Annotated in this window: 13 protein-coding genes; 9 read left to right on the top strand and 4 right to left on the bottom strand. The window is 67.7% G+C overall.

All coding sequences use genetic code 11. From position 1 onward, the window contains the following. Nucleotides 1–52 precede the first annotated feature (52 nt). Nucleotides 53–1465, bottom strand: a complete 1413-nt coding sequence (locus KF903_RS05540; RefSeq protein WP_291212141.1) for a Do family serine endopeptidase — start codon at nt 1463–1465, stop codon at nt 53–55. 351 nt (nt 1466–1816) lie between these two features. On the opposite strand from KF903_RS05540, the gene KF903_RS05535 reads away from it, so the two are divergent. From KF903_RS05535 to KF903_RS05515, 5 genes are all read left to right on the top strand, one after another. Continuing rightward, nucleotides 1817–3964 carry an adenosylcobalamin-dependent ribonucleoside-diphosphate reductase gene (locus KF903_RS05535; RefSeq protein ID WP_291212138.1) on the top strand — a complete coding sequence of 716 codons (2148 nt, stop codon included), beginning with the start codon at nt 1817–1819 and terminating at the stop codon, nt 3962–3964. Between the two features lie 156 nt (nt 3965–4120). Beyond that, on the top strand, nt 4121–4747 hold the full coding sequence (locus KF903_RS05530) for a hypothetical protein (RefSeq protein WP_291212135.1): 627 nt from the start codon (nt 4121–4123) through the stop codon (nt 4745–4747). A 72-nt stretch (nt 4748–4819) separates the two neighbouring features. After that, the gene (locus tag KF903_RS05525) at nt 4820–5167 is read left to right on the top strand and encodes a hypothetical protein (protein WP_291212132.1); all 348 of its coding nucleotides are present in this window, start codon (nt 4820–4822) and stop codon (nt 5165–5167) included. A gap of 84 nt (nt 5168–5251) precedes the next feature. Further along, nucleotides 5252–6058 carry an NrdJb gene (locus KF903_RS05520; protein ID WP_291212129.1) on the top strand — a complete coding sequence of 269 codons (807 nt, stop codon included), beginning with the start codon at nt 5252–5254 and terminating at the stop codon, nt 6056–6058. Between the two features lie 116 nt (nt 6059–6174). Further along, nucleotides 6175–7593: a choice-of-anchor Q domain-containing protein gene (locus tag KF903_RS05515; protein ID WP_291212126.1), complete on the top strand. Its 1419-nt coding sequence runs from the start codon at nt 6175–6177 to the stop codon at nt 7591–7593. Between the two features lie 90 nt (nt 7594–7683). Here the strand turns inward: KF903_RS05515 and KF903_RS05510 are convergent, their stop codons facing one another. Next, nucleotides 7684–8868, bottom strand: a complete 1185-nt coding sequence (locus KF903_RS05510) for a right-handed parallel beta-helix repeat-containing protein (protein ID WP_291212123.1) — start codon at nt 8866–8868, stop codon at nt 7684–7686. 110 nt (nt 8869–8978) lie between these two features. Between KF903_RS05510 and KF903_RS05505 the strand changes: the two genes are divergently transcribed. Beyond that, complete coding sequence (locus tag KF903_RS05505) at nt 8979–10475, top strand: alpha/beta fold hydrolase (RefSeq protein WP_291212120.1); 1497 nt, start codon at nt 8979–8981, stop codon at nt 10473–10475. Between the two features lie 37 nt (nt 10476–10512). On the opposite strand, the gene KF903_RS05500 is transcribed toward KF903_RS05505, so the two are convergent. After that, nucleotides 10513–13371: a sialidase family protein gene (locus KF903_RS05500; RefSeq protein WP_291212117.1), complete on the bottom strand. Its 2859-nt coding sequence runs from the start codon at nt 13369–13371 to the stop codon at nt 10513–10515. Between the two features lie 319 nt (nt 13372–13690). Between KF903_RS05500 and lpdA the strand changes: the two genes are divergently transcribed. From lpdA to KF903_RS05485, 3 genes are all read left to right on the top strand, one after another. Beyond that, on the top strand, nt 13691–15448 hold the full coding sequence (gene lpdA / locus KF903_RS05495; RefSeq protein WP_291212097.1) for a dihydrolipoyl dehydrogenase: 1758 nt from the start codon (nt 13691–13693) through the stop codon (nt 15446–15448). A gap of 406 nt (nt 15449–15854) precedes the next feature. Beyond that, nucleotides 15855–16421, top strand: a complete 567-nt coding sequence (locus KF903_RS05490) for a hypothetical protein (RefSeq protein ID WP_291212094.1) — start codon at nt 15855–15857, stop codon at nt 16419–16421. Continuing rightward, a complete protein-coding gene (locus KF903_RS05485; protein ID WP_291212091.1) occupies nt 16378–16944 on the top strand; it encodes a transposase in 567 nt (188 codons plus the stop codon). Before KF903_RS05490 ends, KF903_RS05485 begins: the two co-directional genes overlap by 44 nt. 709 nt (nt 16945–17653) lie before the next feature. On the opposite strand, the gene KF903_RS05480 is transcribed toward KF903_RS05485, so the two are convergent. Then, entirely contained in the window at nt 17654–18157 is a 504-nt protein-coding gene (locus tag KF903_RS05480) for a DUF4920 domain-containing protein (RefSeq protein ID WP_291212089.1), read from the bottom strand. Nucleotides 18158–18316 lie beyond the last annotated feature (159 nt).

Below are 18316 nucleotides of genomic sequence, written 5' to 3'. Positions count from 1 at the left end.
GCACCTTAGCACGCGCCCCGCAGCGGCACCTGAAGACGCGCTCACGCCCTGCTTATTGCAGCAGCAGGTAGAACGCCTCCTCGCCGCGCAACAAGGTCAACATGAGCTGGCGCGGGCGCTGCGCCAGCTGGCGCCGGAAGTCCTCGCTGCCGGCCAGGTCGCGGCGATTGACCGCGACGATGACGTCGCCCTTGCGCAAGCCGGCCGCGAACGCACGACTGGCGTCGCTGATGGCCTGCACGCTCACGCCGCCGACGCCTTGCCGGCGCAGGCTGTCGTCGAGTTCGCCGAACTGCACCCCGCTCAGGCGCGGATCGAGCCCGTCGCCGCGGATGAGCTGCAGCACCGGTGCCTTGAGCGTGGTGCTGACGCTGAGTGCGGCGCCATCGCGCTGCACGCCGACTTCGACGTCGGTACCGAGCGCGGTCAGCCCTTCGATGTTGTGCAGGTCCTGTTCGTTGGCGACCGGCTTGCCGGCCAGCGACACGATCACGTCGCCGGCGCGCAGGCCGGCGCCGGCGGCAGGCGAGCCGGCGCGCACGCGCGTGATCACGGCGCCGCGCGGTTCCTTGAGGCCGAGCAGGCGTGCCAGCTCGGGCGTCACGTCCTGGGCATCGACGCCGAGCGCGCCGCGCTTGACCGTGCCGGTGGTGACCAGTTGGCGCATCACGTCGACGGCGAGATTGGACGGGATGGCGAAGCCGATGCCGACGTTGCCGCCCGAGGGCGAGTAGATCATCGAATTGATGCCGACCAGCTGGCCGCGCAGGTTGACCAGCGGGCCGCCCGAGTTGCCGGGATTGATCGGCGCATCGGTCTGGATGAAGTTCTGGTAGCCGGCACCGCGCAGGCCGGTGCGGCCCAGCGCCGAGATCATGCCGTGGGTGACGGTCTGGCCGAGCCCGAACGGCTCGCCGACCGCGGCCACGAAGTCACCCACGCGCAGCGTCGAGGAATCGGCGATCGGCAGCGCGACGAGCTTGTCGGCGGCGATCTGCAGCACGGCCAGATCGGTGTCGGGGTCGGTGCCGAGCACCTTGCCCTTGAGCGCGCGACCGTCGGCCAGCGTCACCGTGATCGCGTCGGCGCCTTCGACCACGTGGTTGTTGGTGAGCACATAGCCCTTGGCGGCGTCGACGATGACGCCCGAGCCCAGTGATTGCTGCACGCGCTCGCGCGGCATGTCGGGCACGCCGAAGAAGCGGCGGAACACCGGATCGTCGAAGTAGGGATTGCGCACGGCCACGCGCGTCTGCGAGGCGATGTTGACCACGGCCGGCGTGACGTGCTCGAGCATCGGCGCCAACGACGGCAGCGGCGTGCCGTCGACGATCGGCGGCGGCGCTGCGCGGGCTTCGCGCGTTGCGCCGTGGCTGGCCAGCACGATGCCGAGGGCCAGGCCCAGACCCAGGGGCAGCAGCAGGAGAACGGCGCGGCGCAGCGAGGCGAGGCGGGATGACGACATGGCAAGGGCATCCATCGAAGCGGGTAGACGGAACGTTACAGACCACACGCGACGGGTTCGAGTGCGCCGGCGGCGCCTCCGGCGCGGCGCCTGCTGCAACCGGCGTTCAGCTTGGCGGGCGCCGACTGCTGCATTGCGGTAGCGGACAGGCTTTACAGGCGAGCCGCGTTCGGCGTACTGTCACACGTCGGCGTCACAAGATGTTGTGGTTGCACGCGCTGGCTGCAACTACTGCTTGTGATCCCATTGAAGGGGAACGTACGTGTCCGCCTTGGGAGAGGTGGTGCGTCGAAGGTACACAGCGCAGTGCGGTTGGACCGGCTGTGCCAGCAAGGGAGAACAACGAGATCCATGAGCACGGTCCGCCTTGAGCAACTCGCGCGCGGCGCGGTACAGATTCCGATGCAGCCGGCGTCCTGGGACATCTGGGACAAGAAATACCGGCTCAAGTCCAAGCAGGGCGAGCCGGTCGATGCCGACATCGACCACAGCTACCAGCGCATCGCCCGTGCGTTGGCCGAGGTCGAGGCCACGCCCGACAAGCGCAGCTACTGGTACGAGCGCTTCCTGTGGGCGCTGCGGCGCGGCGCGATCCCGGCCGGGCGCATCACGTCCAACGCGGGCGCGCAGGAGCACAAGCCCAAGACCTCGACGATCAACTGCACGGTGTCGGGCACCATCGAGGACTCGATGGACGACATCCTCGGCAAGGTCCACGAGGCCGGCCTCACGCTCAAGGCCGGCTGTGGCATCGGCTACGAGTTTTCGACGCTGCGTCCGCGCGGCGCCTATGTGTCGGGCGCGGGCGCCTACACGTCCGGGCCGCTGTCGTTCATGGACATCTACGACAAGATGTGTTTCACGGTTTCGTCCGCAGGCGGCAGACGCGGCGCGCAAATGGGAACCTTCGATGTCTCGCATCCCGACGTGCGCGAGTTCATCAAGGCCAAGCGCGAAAACGGCCGCCTGCGGCAATTCAACCTCTCGCTGCTCATCACCGACGGCTTCATGGAGGCGGTCGAGCGCGATGCCGACTGGCCGCTGGTGTTCCCGGTGCACGTGAAGGAGCAGCACGAGGTCGACCTCACCGACGCCGCCACGGTGGTATGGCGCGACTGGCCGACCCACAAGAACTACGTCACGCGCGACGATGGCCTGGTCGCCTGCAGGATCTACGGCCACGTGCGGGCGCGCCACCTGTGGGACATGATCATGGTCTCGACGTACGACTACGCCGAGCCCGGCTTCATCCTCATCGACCGCGTCAACGAGATGAACAACAACTGGTGGTGCGAGAACATCCGCGCCACCAACCCCTGCGGCGAACAGCCGTTGCCGCCCTATGGTTCCTGCCTGCTCGGCTCGGTCAACCTGACCACCTTCGTGCGCGATCCGTTCGGGCCCAAGGCGCGCTTCGACTGGGACGAATACAAGGAAGTCGTGCGCGTGTTCACGCGCATGCTCGACAACGTGGTCGAGATCAATGGCCTGCCGCTCGAGCAGCAGCGTGCCGAGATCCTCGGCAAGCGCCGCCACGGCATGGGGTTCCTCGGCCTGGGCAGCACGCTGACGATGCTCAAGCAGCGCTACGGCAGCGCCGAAGCCTGCCAGTTCACCGAGGACGTGGCCCGCGAGATGGCGCTGGCTGGCTGGGAAGTGGCGCTCTCGCTGGCCAAGGAGAAGGGGCCGGCGCCGGTGCTGGCGCAGGAGTTCACGGTCACCGGCGAAATGTTGCGCCGGCGGCCCGAAATGGCCGCCGACGGCTGGCAGGTCGGCGCGACGATCCCCGGTCGGGTGCTGCACGCGCGCTACAGCCGCTACATGCAGCGCGTGGCCGAGGTGGCGCCCGAACTGGTGGCCGAGCTGGCCGAGGTCGGGGCGCGTTTCACCCACCATTCCTCGATCGCGCCGACCGGCACGATCTCGCTGTCGCTGGCCAACAACGCCTCCAATGGCATCGAGCCTTCATTCGCGCACCACTACAGCCGCAACGTGATCCGCGAGGGCAAGAAGTCCAAGGAAAAGGTCGAGGTCTACAGCTACGAGCTGCTCGCCTACCGCGAGCTCATCAACGGCAAGGCCATGCCCGGTTCGCACGAGCCCGGCGAGAAGCTGCCCGACTACTTCGTGGCGGCCGACGACATCGGCCCACGCCAGCACGTGGACATCCAGGCCGCCGCCCAGCGCTGGGTCGATTCCTCGATCTCCAAGACCGCCAACGTGCCCACCGACTACCCCTACGAAGACTTCAAGGACATCTACCGCTACGCCTGGCAGCAGGGCCTCAAGGGGTGCACCACGTTCCGCTTCAACCCGGCGGCCTTCCAAGGAGTGCTGGTCAAGGAGCATGATCTGGCCAACACCACCTACCGCTTCGAGCTCGAGGACGGTTCGGTGGTGGAAGCAAAGGGCAATGAAGAGATCGAGTACGATGGCGAAACGCACACCGCGGCCAATCTGTTCGATGCGTTGAAGGAAGGCTACTACGGCAAGTTCTGAGGGCCGCGTCCGGACAGAGACGCGGCAGGTGCCGGTGGACGGGAGTCACTGCAATCCCTGCCTGCCGGCCGACGAGCCGCAGTGGTGTCGCGTCAAGTCATTTTCGACCAGTCCGTTCGTCCACAGTCAGCCAAAACTCGGAGAGGGGATTCGACCATGCACAGTGAAGGCGGTTCGTTCGACAGTTTGAAGGAAGGTGCGGCGCAGATCGGTGGTGCGATCAGCGACGCCGCAAGCGCGGCGGCGACATCGGTCGGCAACGTCGTCAGCGACGCCAGACAGGCGGTGGAAAGCACCGTGAAGAAGGCCGCCGACACCGCCGTCACGGTGAAGAAGCAAGCCGCACGCCGCGTGCAGGGCGTGGTGGCCAAGGTCAAGCAGCTCGCCAGCAAGGCCGAGGCCAGCGAGAAGAAGGCCGTAGCCAGCGCCAAGCGCGCAACGAAGAAGGCCGCCACCAAGGCCAAGAAGGCGGCCGGCAAGGTCAAGGCCAAGGCCAAGGCGGACCGGCGTGCAGTGAAGAAGGCGGTCAAGAAGGTCGTCAGGAAGGCCGCTGCGGCGAAGAAGGCCGTGAAGAAGGCGGTGAAGAAGGCCGTCAAGAAGGCCGTGGCGAAGAAGCCGGCCAGCAAGGTGGCGAAGAAGCCCGCCAAGAAAGCCGTCGCCAGGAAGCCGGCGAAGAAGGCGATCAAGAAGGCTGCCGCCAAGCCCGCCCGGAAGGTCGTCAAGAAGCCCGCGGCGAAGAAGGCCGTGAAGAAAACCGCCAGGAAGGCGGCGCGCCGCCGCTGAATCCTGCTGGATGCGATCGGCCAGCCTCGGAAGCGGCTGGCCGACGCCTCGAACCCGCAGCCCGGAGCAACCATGGCTACCCGCAGACGCACCACGATGTACAGCAGTGCCGGCAAGAAGCTCTATGCCGTCCGCAACGCCGATGGCACGTTCAAGGACATCCAGACCTATCAGCGCGCGCATGCCGCCGATCTGCGGCACAAGAGCAAGGCCGAGCTCGAGGCGGCGGCCGGCAAGCCGCCCCGCAAGGCCGCAAAGAAGGCCGCCGCCAAGAAGTCGACGGCGAAGCAGGCGGTGACGAAGGCCGCGAACAAGGCGACCGCCAGCAAGCCGGTGGCGAAGAAGGCGGCGAAGAAGGCCGTCAAGAAGGCCGTCAAGAAGGTCGCAAAGAAGGCGGTCACGCGGCGCAGCACGCGCTGACTGGCGCAGCACCGGACCAGCAACCCGACCCCGGCCGACGCCAGCGTGCGTCCGCCGCCGGTCACGTATTCCGAGTCGAAACCGATGAAGATCACCAAGAAGATCAAGGCCTATACCGTCGTCAAGCCTGACGACACCGCTCCGACCATGGCGCCGGCCGCGACGGCCGGCACGACGACCGATGCCGGTGCCGAAGTCATCCAGATGCACGAGAAGGTCGAGCGCCCCGAGACGCTGATCGGCGCCACCTACAAGATCAAGTCGCCGCTGTTCGAGCATGCGTTGTACGTGACGATCAACGACATCGTGCTCAATGCCGGCACCGAGTACGAGCTGCGCCGGCCGTTCGAGATCTTCATCAATTCCAAGAACATGGACCACTTCCAGTGGATCGTCGCGCTTACCCGCATCATGAGTGCGGTGTTCCGCAAGGGTGGTGACGTGACTTTCCTGGTGGAGGAACTCAAGGCCGTGTTCGATCCGCGTGGCGGCTACTTCAAGGCGGGCGGCGTGTACATGCCCTCGATCGTGGCCGAACTCGGCAACGTCATCGAGCAGCACCTCAAGATGATCGGGCTGCTGCACGATCCCGAGCTCGACGAGAACCAGAAGAAGCTCATCGCCGAAAAGCGTGCGGCCTACGAGGCGCGCACAAAAAAAAAGCCTGAAAAACGCCGGGTAGACGAAGCCGGCGGCGCGATCAGCGCCGACCTCGCAGGCGCCGGCGGCGAAGCCGCCCGCCGCGATGCCGATGCCGGCGACGCCGCCACCACCAGCAGCAGCGCATTTCCCGCCGGTGCCACGAGCTGCCACAAGTGCAACACCGCGGCCGTCATCGTCATGGACGGCTGCGAGACCTGCCTCAACTGCGGCTATTCCAAGTGCGGCTAGGCGCCTGAGCGGCGCCGGCTGCTGCGCGCTGCGCAGCGGCGTGACCGGCGTCACCATTGCCCGCCACCCGCAGTGCTGTAATCGTTCGCGTTGCGGACGTTGCTGGCGGAGGTCGTATGCGTTGGGCTTGGTGGTGGGTCTTGCTGCTGGTGGGTTCGGCTGCGCACGGCGCGGCCTTCCACGTCGATCCGGTCACTGGCAGCGACAGCAGCGGCGATGGCAGTGCCGCGCATCCGTGGCGCTCGCTCGCGCACGTGTTCGACGCGGGACTCATCGAGACGCGCGACTGGCCCGACTATCCCTATCAGCCGGGCATGACACTGGTGACGGTGCATGCCGGCGCACCGGTACGGGCGGGCGACACGATCTACCTGCGCAATGGCTACCACGGCGACGTGTCGATCCAGCACGCCTACAACAGCGCGCCGATCACGCTCGCTGCCGAGCCTGGCCATATCCCGCAGCTGCGCAGCCTGCTGGTGCGCTCGGCGCAGAACTGGATCATCCGCGGTCTCGCCGTGAGCCCTTCGTTTGGCGGCAACTATGAGCCGATGACGATCGTCGAGGTGGCCAACCATTCGTGGTTCGGCCCGAGCTGGGACGTGACCATGTCGAATCTCGACGTGTTCTCGGTCGCCGATGCCTCGGCGTGGGGTCCAAACGAATGGGTCAACCTCGCCTCGAGCGGCGTCGCGATCGAGGGTGATCGCGTGAGCCTGTCCGACAGCCGCGTGCGCAACGTGCGTTTCGGCATCTCGGTCGGCGGCGAGGACGGCGTGGTGCGGCGCAATCTCGTCGATGGCTTCTCCGCCGACGGCCTGCGTGGGCTCGGCGATCGCGGCGTGTTCGAGTACAACCGCGTGCAGAACAATCTCATCGGCGACGAGTTCGACGCCAACCACGACGACGGTTTCCAGAGCTGGTCGTATGGCGCCGGTGGCGTCGGCACCGGCGAAGTCGTCGGGGTGGTGTTGCGCGGCAACGTGTTCATCAACGCGACCGATCCGTCCAATCCGCTGCGCAGCGAAATGCAGGGCATCGGTTGCTACGACGGCTTCTTCCGCGGTTGGATCGTCGAGAACAACGTGGTCGTCACCGACCATTGGCACGGAATCAGCTTCTACGGCATGCGCGACTCGCGCATCGTCAACAACACCGTCATCGACCTCGCGGCCGGCACCCCGGGGCCGCCGTGGATCATGGTGCATGACCACAAGGACGGCCGCCGCAGCAGCAACGTCGTGGTGCGCAACAACCTCGCTGCCGACTTTTCACTCGATGGCGACGGGCTCGTCATCGATCACAACATCCAGTTCAACGCCGCCACCGCGACGAGTCTGTTCATCGCCCCGCCGTTCGACCTGCATCTGCGCGCCGCGGCGGCGGCGATCGACGCCGGCAGCGCCACGCTGGCGCCCGCGCTCGATGTCGAGGGCACGCCGCGCCCGCAGGGCGCCGGCTTCGACATCGGCGCCTACGAGTATCGTGGCGACCTCATCTTCGCCAACGGCTTCGACGCCGCCGGTCCGGGCTGAGCCTGGCGGATCAGGCACCGCGGCAGGCCGGCCCGGCGCGGGCGCCGGCATGCTGCCGCGATGGCCGCAGGCCGTTCTTGGCGCCGGCGTTCAGCCGTCGAAGCCGTCGGCAAAGATCGCATCAGCGGCGAATTCGTAGGCGCCGATGTCGATGACGCCGTTCACGGCGCGTGGCGCGCCGGCGCCCGGATGCACGTAGATGCGCGTCGGCGACAGTGGCTCGCCGGCGCCACTGCCCGGATCGATGCCGGCGTCGATCACCGCGCTCGCGCTCGGCAGCAGGCGGTAGTCGTAGTTGGCCGCATCGAGGAACAACGCCGCGTTACCCGCGTAGTTGTGGTCGAGCACGGTGTCGCCGCGCGAACTGATCGTGCCGTTGCCATGGAAGATGTTGTTGCGCGCCAGCGCCGGCTGGCTGGCCCCGTTGGCCAGCTGCAGGAAGGTGCCGGCGCCGCGGTCGTTGACGAAGGTGTTGTTCACCACGAACAGGCGATGGTCGGTATTGCCGCCCGCACCTTCGCTCAGGTAGTCGAGCATCGCGCCGTTCTGGCTCGTCGCCGGCTGCTCGATCAGGTTGCCGATCACGAACGCGAGCCCGCCGTTGGGCAGCGTGAGCTCATAGCTGTCGCTGCTGCCGGTCTCGCCAGTGAGGCGGTTGTAGAGGATGTCGTTGCGGATCGCGCGCGACTTGAGCAGGTGGCCGACCTCGGCATGGTGCGACCAGTTGTGGCGGAACACGAGCCGGCCGACTCGGCCGATGTAGAGGTTGTGCGTATAGCCGTCGCCAAAACCGTTGTGGGCGAACTCGCTGTACTCGATCGTGATCGTGCTGGCGCTGTCGGCGCTGGTCAGGATGCCGTTTTCGTTGTGGTGGAAATACACCTGGCGCAGCGTCAGGTTGCGACCTTCCTGGCGGATTGCAGCGCCATTCTCGTCGGGCACATGGCAACCCGACATCTCCACGTTCTCGATCGTGGTGTCGTTGCCGACGATGACCCAGATCGCCTTGCCCTGCGCGTGCTGGCCGTTGGCAGCGATGTGCGGGCGGCCGTTGATGCCGCGCAGGGTGAGGCCATTGCGGCTCCAGGTGCAGACATCGCCGGCATAGTTGCCGGCCGCATCGACCAGGATCGTGTCGCCATCGCCGGCCGCGGCAACCGCGGCGCAGGGCGTCGCGTAGGGCTGGCCGGGGCCGACCTGCCGCGTGGCCGCGTGTGTTGTGGCGGCAAGGCCAGCCAGCAGCAGGGGCAGACAGCAGTGGCAGCGCGCGGGCATGGCGGCTCTCCGGCAGGTTGGCCGATCATGCCATCGCCGTGCGTGCTCGTCGCGCGGGTGGGTCGCAGTTCGCGCGACGCCGGGCCACGCATCCCGGTTAGGATGGCACCATGATCCGACTCTCCCTGCCGCGCTGGCTGCGGCGCCTCGCGTGGCTGCTGTTGGCACTCGTCGTGGTGGCGCTTGGCATCCTGCTCGGGCGCGCCTTCGAGGCACGCGGCAAGCCCGAGCTCATGCCTTGGCACCGACTCGTGCTGGCGGCCGAGGTGCATGCCGATTCATTGCCGGCGCAGGCCCGCTGGGCGGACTACCTCGCGCGCGAACAACGTCTGTTCGATGAGCTGCGCAGTGCGCTCGCCGCGGCGCCGGTATCGGGTCGGTTGCGCTACGAGGTCGACAGCCACATCGGCCCAGCGGCCGCGGCGCGCGACTGGAACCGCTCGTTCGAATCCACGCCGCCCGCGCCGCGCGGCGGCGTGCTGCTGTTGCACGGACTCACCGATGCGCCCTACAGCGTGCGCGGGCTGGCCACGCTGTACGAGCAGGCCGGCTTCGCCGTGATCGCGCCGCGCCTGCCCGGTCACGGCACGATCCCGTCCGGCTTGCTCGACGTGCGCTGGCAGGACTGGCGTGCCGTGGTGGCGCTGGCCATGCGCGAGCTGCGCGCCCGCGTGGGACCGGACCGGCCGCTGCACATCCTGGGTTATTCCAATGGCGGCGCGCTCGCCCTCGACTACACGCTCGATGCCCTCGATGCGGATGGCGACGCACTGCCACGACCGCAGCAGCTCGTGCTGGTCTCGCCGATGATCGGCCTGCGTCCGTACGCCGGCCTGTCGCGCTGGTTGCCGCTGTTCGGCGGCATCGAATACTTCGAGAAATCGCGCTGGCTCGACATCCTGCCCGAGTTCAACCCGTTCAAGTACAACTCGTTTCCGGTCAATGGCGCGGTGCAGTCGTACCTGTTGACCACGCGCCTGCAGGCACGTCTGCTCGCGCTGGCCAGCAGCGGCCGCAACCAGCGCCTGCCGCCGATCCTCGGGTTCCAGTCGGTGCTCGACGGCACGGTCAGCAGCCATGCCGTGGTGCACTCGCTGTTCGAGATGCTGCCGGCCAACGGCAGCGCGCTGGTCCTGTTCGACATCAATCGCGCGAGCCTGCTCGCCGACATGTTCAAGGTCGACGCCGCCAACGCGCTCGACGTGTTGCACGATGACCGCCCGCAGACCTATCGCGTCGATGTGCTCGGCAATGCCGATCCGGCGACCCTGGCGCTGGTCGAGCGCCGCTACGACGCCGGTGCGCGCGACGCCGTCGTACGTCCGCTGCAGCTCGCGTTTCCGCCCGAGGTGTACTCGTTGTCGCATGTGGCGCTGCCGTTCGCCTGCGACGATCCACTGTATGGCATGGAGCCGCGCATGGACGAGGATTTCGGCATCCGGCTCGGCACGCTGCGCCTGCGCGGCGAACGCGGCGCGCTGGTGGTGGCGGCCGACCAGTTCAGCCGCCTCGGCTGCAATCCGTTCCATGCCTATCTGCGCGAGCGCATCGCGCAAACCTTGCCGCCGCCGCCCGCCAGCGGCGCGGGCGCGGCGCCGTCACCCTGAGCGCGGCGACCCGCTGACGGCCCGCCGCGCTGCGGGCTCAGTCGAAGCCGTCGCGGAAGATGCCTTCGCTGCGCGCCGGGCCACCTTCGAACAGGATCGCGTTGGCGCTGGCCGGGCGATAGCTGCCGAACTGGCCATTGTCGAGCGTGAGCTCCCAGGTGTCGGCGGCGATCCGATTGGCGCGGACACTGAAGTCATGCCAGCCCAGCGTGGCCGGATCGCCCGGGATCGCCGGGCCGAAGTAGCGCATGCCAAAGCCGCTGCCGAAGCTCGCGCCATGGAACTTGAGTTTCACCTTCGCGCTTTGGCAGTCCTGGATCTCGAAGCGCGCGAGCTGGCGCGGGTAGACGTAGTCGTCGCCATAGCTCGACACGTCACGCCCGTGATAGGCCGCATACACCGATTGCACGTCCATCGCCTGGCTGCATTGGCCCGCCAGTGGGGTGATCGAAACGGTGAAATACGGCTGCAGCGTCGCCGGTTGGGCGTTGCCGTCGGCGCTGGCGCTGGTCAGCGAGCCCACGCCCGGCTGCAGCGCATCGGCGATGCCGTCGGCGTTGCCGTCACCGCCGTTGGGCGCCGCCTGTTCAACCGCGTCGGGGACGCCATCGGCATCGCTGTCGGGCAACTGGGTGATGCTCCACACGCCACTGGTGGAGCCGGCGTAGAGCACGCTCGGATCGACCGGGTCGACCTGCAGCGCGGTCGCGGCGTCGGCCGGCAAACCGATGCTGATCGAATGCCAGGTGGCGCCGCCGTTGCTGCTCTTGTACACGCTGCCCGGATTGGCGTCGCTGCCGGCGCCCGAGGCATAGAGCACGTTCGGTTGTGACGGGTCGACGAGAAGTGCGCGAATGTCGGTGGCGCTGATGCCGTTGCTTGCGCTGCTCCAGTTCGCGCCGCCATCGACCGTGTGGTAGATGCCGCCGCTCGCCGCGCCGCCCACGCTGAGGTCGACCACCGAGCACCACAGTTCGAGCGGGTTGGCCGGGTTGATCGCCAGGCTCAGCACGTCGAGCGCGGTATGGCTCGAGCCGGCGCGACGCGGCAGACCGTTGCTGCGGAACACCCAGTTGGCGCCGCCGTCAGTGCTCCTGAATACACCACTTTGGATCGTGGGTGCGGCCAAGGCGGTCGCGTCGTAGTTGGCGCTGGTGCCGACGTACAGTTCCTGCGGATTGAGCGGGTTGATCACGATCGGCACCACGAGCACGGACTGCCGCTGCGGGGTCGCGGCGTCGATCGGCTGCGGGATGCCGGTGTCGCTGCTGAGCCACGAGTCGCCGCCGTTGCCGCTCTTTAGGACGCGGAAGCTGTCGGTGCCGGTTGCGCCATCGTGCTTGCCGTTGGAGGTCGCATACAGCGTCTGCAGCGGCCCGCTTGCGCACGGGCCAGAAGGGGGCGGCGCCGCGCACGAACGCGGATCGAGCACGAGATTGCGCACGGTGCCGACATTGGCCGCCGGCGGGTTGCCGCTCACGGGCAAGCCCACATCGATCGTGGTCCAGGTGCCGCCGCCATCGAGGCTGCGGTAGATGCCGCCGTCCCTTGCATCGAGGTCCGGATAGGGCCCGGCGCGCCCGGTCGCATACAGGCGCGTGCTGCCGATGCCGCCGCTGCGGGTGGTCGGGTCGATCGTGATCGAACGGATCTGGTAGGCACCGAGATTGGTGTTGGAAGGCGCCCATGACGAGAATGGCGTGCCGGGGCCGGCGTTGTTGCCGCGGAACAGCGCTGGCGAAGGTCGGAACGCGTCGCCATACCCGGCGAACATGCGGTGGGTGGCCGCATCGTGGAACATCGCCAACGCACGGATGTTGGTGGCCGCCAAGCCATCGCTGCGCGCAGTCCAGCTGGCGCCGGCGCTGGCACTGAAGTAGATGCCCGCTTCCTCGGTGCCCAGCCACAGTTGTGCGGCGGCGGGATAGTTTGGATGCATGACGATGCGGTTCACCGACGCCGGCATGCCGGCCGTCACGATGAGGCCGGTCGTGAGCGGCGTGCTGCTGACGCCGCCGTCGGTGGACCTGGCCAGGCCCTTGTAGCCACCGATGAAGACCGTGTTGGGCGTGGCCGGATCGGCGCGCACCGCCATGATGCTGTTGTTGTAGGGCGGCCCGAGCAGCGGCCCGGTCCAGCTCGCGCCACCATCGTCGCTGCGGTACAGCGCATCATCGACCGCCGCATAGACCTTGCCGCCGGCGCCGAAACTGATGTCGGTGACACCCATGTAGTACGACGCACTGCCGAGCGTGCCGGTCCAGCTCGCGCCGCCATCGGTACTGAGATAGATCGACTCGGTGTGCAGCGGGTCGGTGGCATCGTATCCGCGTGTGCCGGCGAGCATGCGCAGCGGATTGGCCGCATCGATCGCGAGGTGCGCGAGCGGCACGCCGGCCGGCAGGCCGCTACCGCTGGCGGTGAAGCTGGCCCCGCTGTCGTTGCTCACGAGCACACCACTGGTCTCGGTGACGAGGTAGAGCCTGCCCGTGCCGCCCGGCGCATCGACGATCTGGTTGACGTCGTATGCGGGCCGGCTGTAGCCGGTCAACGCCCAGTTGTCGCCGCCGTCGCTGCTGCGATTGACGCGACCGACACCGTCGACCAGCCACAGCGTGTTGGCTGCCTCGGCGTCGATCGCGAGCGAGATGCCGGCGACGCCGAGACTGCCGCTCAGGCCGGCCTCCTTGCGCACCCAGCTCACGCCGCCATCGTTGCTGCGGAAGATGCCGCCGCGGGTTCCCGCGTAGAGCGTGCCCGGGGCGGCCGGGCTCACGTACAGGCGATAGACGATGCCGCCATACGGCCCTTCCGAGGTCCAGGTGCCGCTGCCGGCCAGCAGCGGGCCGCTGCAGACGGCGGCGGCTGCCGCCAGAATGAAGGTGCGTGGTTTCATCGTCGTGCTCCCCGTGGCGCATGCAAGGGACGGCGTCGGGCGCCATCCGGTACGGCGAGTGTGCACCCTGGCCTCGCCACCATGGCGTGACGTGCGAACGGGCTTGGGCGTGCGTGGTACGCGCCGCGAACGTGACGGGGTTGGCAACCGCGAGCAGCCGTGGCCAGCACCCGGAGCCGCGTCGCGCGCGGCTCGCTTTGCGCCGCCGCCTGCGATTGCGCAGAATGACGCGATCGCGGCACGCGTGCCGCCGTCCATCACCCGTCCCGTCCGCGAACCGTTGCCAGCCCGGTCGGCTCGCCCGCAGCAGGAACCCAGCATGAGCAGCATCGAGGTCAAGGTCCCCGACATCGGCCACTACAAGGGCGTGCCGGTCATCGAAATCCTGGTCAAGCCGGGCGATGCCGTTGCCAGGGATCAGGGTCTGGTCACGCTGGAGTCGGACAAGGCGACGATGGAGGTGCCCTCGAGCGTGGCCGGCGTGGTCAAGGAATTGCGCGTCGGCATCGGCGACGAAGTGGCCGAAGGCAGCGTCGTCGCGCTGGTCGAGGTCGCCGCTGCCACCGCGGCCCCCGCACCGGCAACAGCAGCCGCAGCGCCGGCACCGGCCGCTGCGGCATCAGCGCCGGCCGCGGCCCAACCTGTCGCCAGCAGCGGCCGCCAGCCCGACTTCGACTGCGACGTGGTGGTGCTCGGCGCCGGGCCGGGCGGCTACGCCGCGGCCTTCCGCGCCGCGGACCTCGGCCAGAGCACCGTGCTCATCGAGCGCTACGCGCAACTGGGCGGTGTCTGCCTCAACGTCGGCTGCATCCCGTCCAAGGCGCTGCTGCATGCCGCGCGCGTGATCGACGAGGCGCTGCATGCCGGCGAACTCGGCATCGAGTTCGGCCGCCCGCGCTTCGATATCGACAAGCTGCGCTCGTACAAGGACAAGGTGGTGGCGCAGATGAACGGCGGCCTCGCCGGCATGGCCAAACAGCGCAAGGTCACGCGCGTCACCGGCGAGGGGCGTTTCATCTCGCCACATGAGATCGAAGTCGCCACCGCCGAGGGCACCAGGCTCGTGCGCTTCCGCCACGCGATCATCGCGGTGGGCTCGCGCGCGGTGAAGCTGCCCGGCATGCCGTGGGATGACCCGCGCATGATGGACTCGACCGATGCGCTCGCGCTCGCCGACATCCCGCAGAAGCTGCTCGTGGTCGGTGGCGGCATCATCGGCCTGGAGATGGCCTCGGTGTACAGCGCGCTCGGCAGCCAGGTCACGGTCGTCGAGCTCATGGACCAACTCATGCCGGGCGCCGATCCCGACCTCGTGCGTCCGCTGCAGCAACGTCTGGCCAAGCGCTTCGCCGGCATCCATCTCAAGGTCAAGGTCGCCGGCATCGAAGCGACCAAGGCCGGCCTCAAGGCCAGCTTCGAAGGCGAGCAGGCGCCCGCGCCGCAGGTCTACGACCGCGTGCTCGTCGCGGTGGGACGCGCGCCCAATGGCGGCCGCATCGATGCCGACAAGGCCGGGGTCCTCGTCAGCGAACGCGGCTACATCGCGGTCGACCGGCAGATGCGTACCAACGTCCCGCACATCTTCGCGATCGGCGACGTGGTGGGCCAGCCGATGCTCGCCCACAAGGCGACCCACGAGGGCAAGGTCGCGGCCGAGGTGGCGGCCGGACACAAGAGCGAATTCGTCGCCCGCGTGATCCCTTCGGTCGCCTTCACCGATCCGGAAATCGCCTGGGTCGGCGTCACCGAGAGCGAGGCGAAGCGCCAGGGCATCGCCTATGGCGTGGGCAAGTTCCCGTTCGCGGCATCGGGTCGCGCGGTCGGCATCGGCCGCACCGAGGGCTTCACCAAGCTGCTGTTCGACGAGGCCACCCAGCGCGTCATCGGTGGCGGCATCGTCGCGCCGAGCGCGGGCGACTTCATCGGCGAGGTCGCGCTCGCGATCGAGATGGGCTGCGAGGCCGCCGACATCGGCCTCACGATCCACCCGCATCCGACGCTGGGCGAATCGGTCGGCATGGCGGCCGAGGTCTACGAAGGCACGATCACCGACCTGTATTTGCCGCGCAAGAAATAATTCCGCCTGGTCGTCGTCGTTGGTTGATGCGTGGACTGCCCGATAGCTCTTCACACAGTTTTCGCAGGTACCACGCCATTACGATGTCGATGGGGAGGTGACCGTGTTGATTATTGACGTGGCATGGGGGGGCTAGCAATGCTCGCAACTTAAGCCCATCTTGGCTCATCAGGATGTTGCTTTCCGATACCCCGTGGCGTACACCTGCTACACGTAACATGTTGATATAACTAAATAATATGAACTCGAACACTCGCTCCTGCCGCGATTCTTTCTGAGTTCTCCGCCGCCCTCCACGACGGCGACCTGCTGGCTTCCCACCGACTCGCTCCCGCCGCCTTCACGCGCCGGCGCAAGCTGACGCTGCCGCGCGTACTGGCGCTCATGCTCAGCGGCATGTGCGCGCGTGCAGACGCAGCTGGATTCGTTGTTCGCGCAAATCGGCGGCGCGCCAGTGCGCGTGCACGGGGCGACGCGCCAGGCGTTTGCCAAGGTGCGTCGCGGCTTCTCCGCCACGGTGTTCGACACGCTCAGTGCGCACCTGCTGCGCCTGGCGCAGCCGTGTATCGACGCCCATCGCTGGCACGGCTTGCGGGTGGTCGCCGCCGACGAATCGCGTCTGCGCGTGTCGACCCGCAAGGGCGCCGCGCTGGAGGCCGATCGCTACGCCTTCGGTTTGTATCTGCCCGGCGCGGAGCTGACCTTGCACGCCGCCCTGCATGGCGCCGACGGCTGCGAGCGGCAGATGCTCTTCGAGGCGCTGGATGCGACGGAGGCGGACGATCTGCTCGTGCTCGATCGCGGTCTGATCGGCAATACCGTGGTTGCCTCCCTGCGCCAGCGTGGGCGCCACTTCTGCATGCGCGTGGACGCGAGCGGTTACGCCTGCGTGCGCGCCTTCCTGCGCAGCGGCAAGAGCGAGGCGCTTGGTGCGGCTGGAGCCGCCGCGCCCGGCCGATCGCCTGTCCCATGAGCTGGAGGAGCTGCCCACCACCGTGCGCCTGATTCGCGATGTGACGCCCAGCGGCTCCATCCGCATCCTGATGACCTCGCTGCTCGATGTGCAGCGCTACCCCGCGCACGCGTTCGGCGCACTCTACCATCGCTGCTGGCGCATCGAGGAAGCCTTCAAACGCATCAAACACCGACTGCGACTGGAGGCCGTCAGCGGCCTCACTCACCTCGCCTTGCAGCAGGACTTCGCCGCCAAGATCGTCGCCGACAACCTGCACACCTTGCTCGCCACCGCGCACGATGCGGCGGCCATCGAGCCCGAGGTCGTTGCCACCAGCCGCCCCAATCGAACCTATGCCCTGGGCGCGCTCAAGCCGATCCTCGCCGGCTGCCTGCTCGGTCTGCGCCATCGCCTGCGCACCCTCGGCGCCGCGCTTGACGCGATCGCGCGCAACCGATGCCGCATCCACCTCGGTCGCGCCTACCCGCGGCCGCCACGAACCAAGCCGCATCTGCACTGCGCCTATCGATTCAGTTGTTGAGGGCCGGGGATGGACGCGTTAAGTTGCGAGCATTGATTGGGGGGCTACGATCTATCCGCCTCGCGTCGAGACTAGGTATGACTGGAGCGAAAATGTCACGGAAACTTCTTGCCAGCGCGATGTGCGTCCTCACATTGGTGCCCGCTACATGGCTGGCTGCCGCAACGTTGGACCATAGGCGAGCAACCCCCAGTTACGGCACGATTCAATTCACCTATGTCCGATCTGATGGCGTGCAAATCAGGGAAACTCGAGCCATCGACATGGATTTGTATGTGACCTCGGGAGGTAGGAACGTCGACCCTGTCCAAGGGGTACAACAAAGTGAGTGCCAGCCACCGACGCTACCAACTGTTCCGGTCTTTCCGCCGCCTGCTCCGCCACCAAATCCGTTGGACTTCCCGCCGAGCGTTTCCAACGTAATCATCTACCAGGATCCGATAGGGGGATCTCAAGGTGGGTGGTGGCAAAAGGTTGAATATCGCCGCCGGACGTTTCCGAAACCCGATGGTACTTGGGCTCCTCCAGGGGATTGGAGCCCACCGATCACCAACCAAGGTCAAGGCCCGCATCCGAACGCGATATGCAACTCTTCAGAGAGTTGATTTTCTACAGCTGCCTTTGGCAGTGAGGGGGTTGGGGCGCCGCAGCTGGCGCTCCAATTCCGTGGCAGTGCGCACGACTGGTGTTCGTTCGCCGGATCGTCGTCTCAACCCGCGCTGCGGATCAGCACCGAGGTCGCGTCGATCTGCAGCTCGCGCGCAGCCGCCGCCTTGGCGCCATCCTTCTTCAGGTGCTCCTGCTCCTGCGCCGACAAGGTCTTTTCGCTGAGCGTGCCGTAGACCACGGCGTCGCCCTTGGCGTCCTTGGGCACGCCGAAGGCGTGATCGTGCATGATGACGCGCGCGAACTCGCCGTTGCTGGCGCTGAGTACGAGCCAGCACCCCTGCATCTGGCACACCTGGGTGATGCGTCCGCTGAACGCGCCGCTCTTGCCGATCAGCGCCGCCGGTTTCGCCACGACGTCGTCCAGGCTCAGCGGCGCCGGCGGCGTGGCCGGCAGGCTGGCGCCATACACGGCGCCCTCGGCGGTGGTCTGCACCGGCGCGATCGGCGCCATCTCGGACTTGGCGCCGTGGTCGTGGTGGCCGGCCTCGTCGTGCGCAAAGGCGGGGGCGGCGAGCAGCAGGGACAGGGCAAGGGCGAGACGCATGGCGTGGTTCCTCGGCAGGCTGAAACGCCGATTATGCCTGTGCCGGCGTGTGACGGTGGGTGCCGGGTGGTGGGCGTGGCCGCGGCGGTGCGATTGCCGGCATTGCGCGGGGCGGCGCCAGCCGTGCGATCATGCCCGCGCTCGCAGTGGGGAGGAGAT

This window comes from Dokdonella sp. (assembly GCF_019634845.1).
Taxonomy (GTDB): domain Bacteria; phylum Pseudomonadota; class Gammaproteobacteria; order Xanthomonadales; family Rhodanobacteraceae; genus Dokdonella_A.
This window is presented reverse-complemented; position numbering and strand designations above follow the sequence as displayed.